This is a genomic window from Cupriavidus sp. 01L46, assembly GCF_056399905.1.
On record NZ_JBFTSF010000678.1, the window covers coordinates 1 to 692 of the forward strand.

Annotated in this window: 2 protein-coding genes; one reads left to right on the forward strand and one right to left on the reverse strand. The window is 62.7% G+C overall.

Annotated elements, in window-relative coordinates; translation table 11 throughout:
• On the reverse strand, positions 1 to 331 hold a 331-nt coding region (locus AC1DS3_RS39275), incomplete at its 3' end, for a universal stress protein (RefSeq protein WP_477129451.1).
• Between the two features lie 282 nt (positions 332 to 613).
• Here AC1DS3_RS39275 and AC1DS3_RS39280 point away from each other — a divergent pair.
• Positions 614 to 692: universal stress protein (locus tag AC1DS3_RS39280; protein WP_477129452.1), on the forward strand; the 79-nt coding region annotated here is incomplete at its 3' end.

Genomic DNA, 692 nt, shown 5'->3' on the forward strand with positions numbered 1-692 from the left:
GCTCCGCCCCGGTCTGCTGCGCCACCTGCTCGATCGCGTTGGCAACGTCGCCCAGCGCCAATGCTTCATCCACCATCAGCGTCTTGCATGTCACCTGCGCAGCCGCCGCCTTGGCCTTGGCTTCGTCCAGCAGGATCTGCCCGCCTTCGAGCAGGCCGGCATGCAAGTCTGTCAGGTCGATGTAGCCGACCTCGTACCTGAGGTAGCTGTTATCGATCACATGCACCACGGTGAGTGCCGAGCGCATCGCGGTGGCCAGGCGCAGAGCCTCCTCCAGCGCCCGATCGGAGGACTCGCTGCCATCCACGGCAACCAGGATCTTGCTGTACATCTTGTACCTCCTGCTTAAAAGACAGGCGCCGCAGCTTGCAGCCGACGCTTCCAGTTTGTACACCCGGGCAAGCGCGGTGTTGATGTAGATCATGGCATTCGCTGCTTTCCCGGGCAACGGGCCGTTTCTGGGCCTCGCGCGCATCGCCAAGGCCGCTTGACGTGCATCAATACGCCCTGTGCCCGGCCCTCTAAGCTGTAGATGGAAGGCGCGCCCATGCGCGCTTGCCTTGCGATATTGCGACATTGCGAAATTGCGACATCCAGCCAGGAGGCACGGACCATGTACCAGAGAATATTGCTCGCGGTGGACGGCAGCCGCTCTTCGGACCTTGCCCTGAGCCAGGCCATCACGGTGGCCA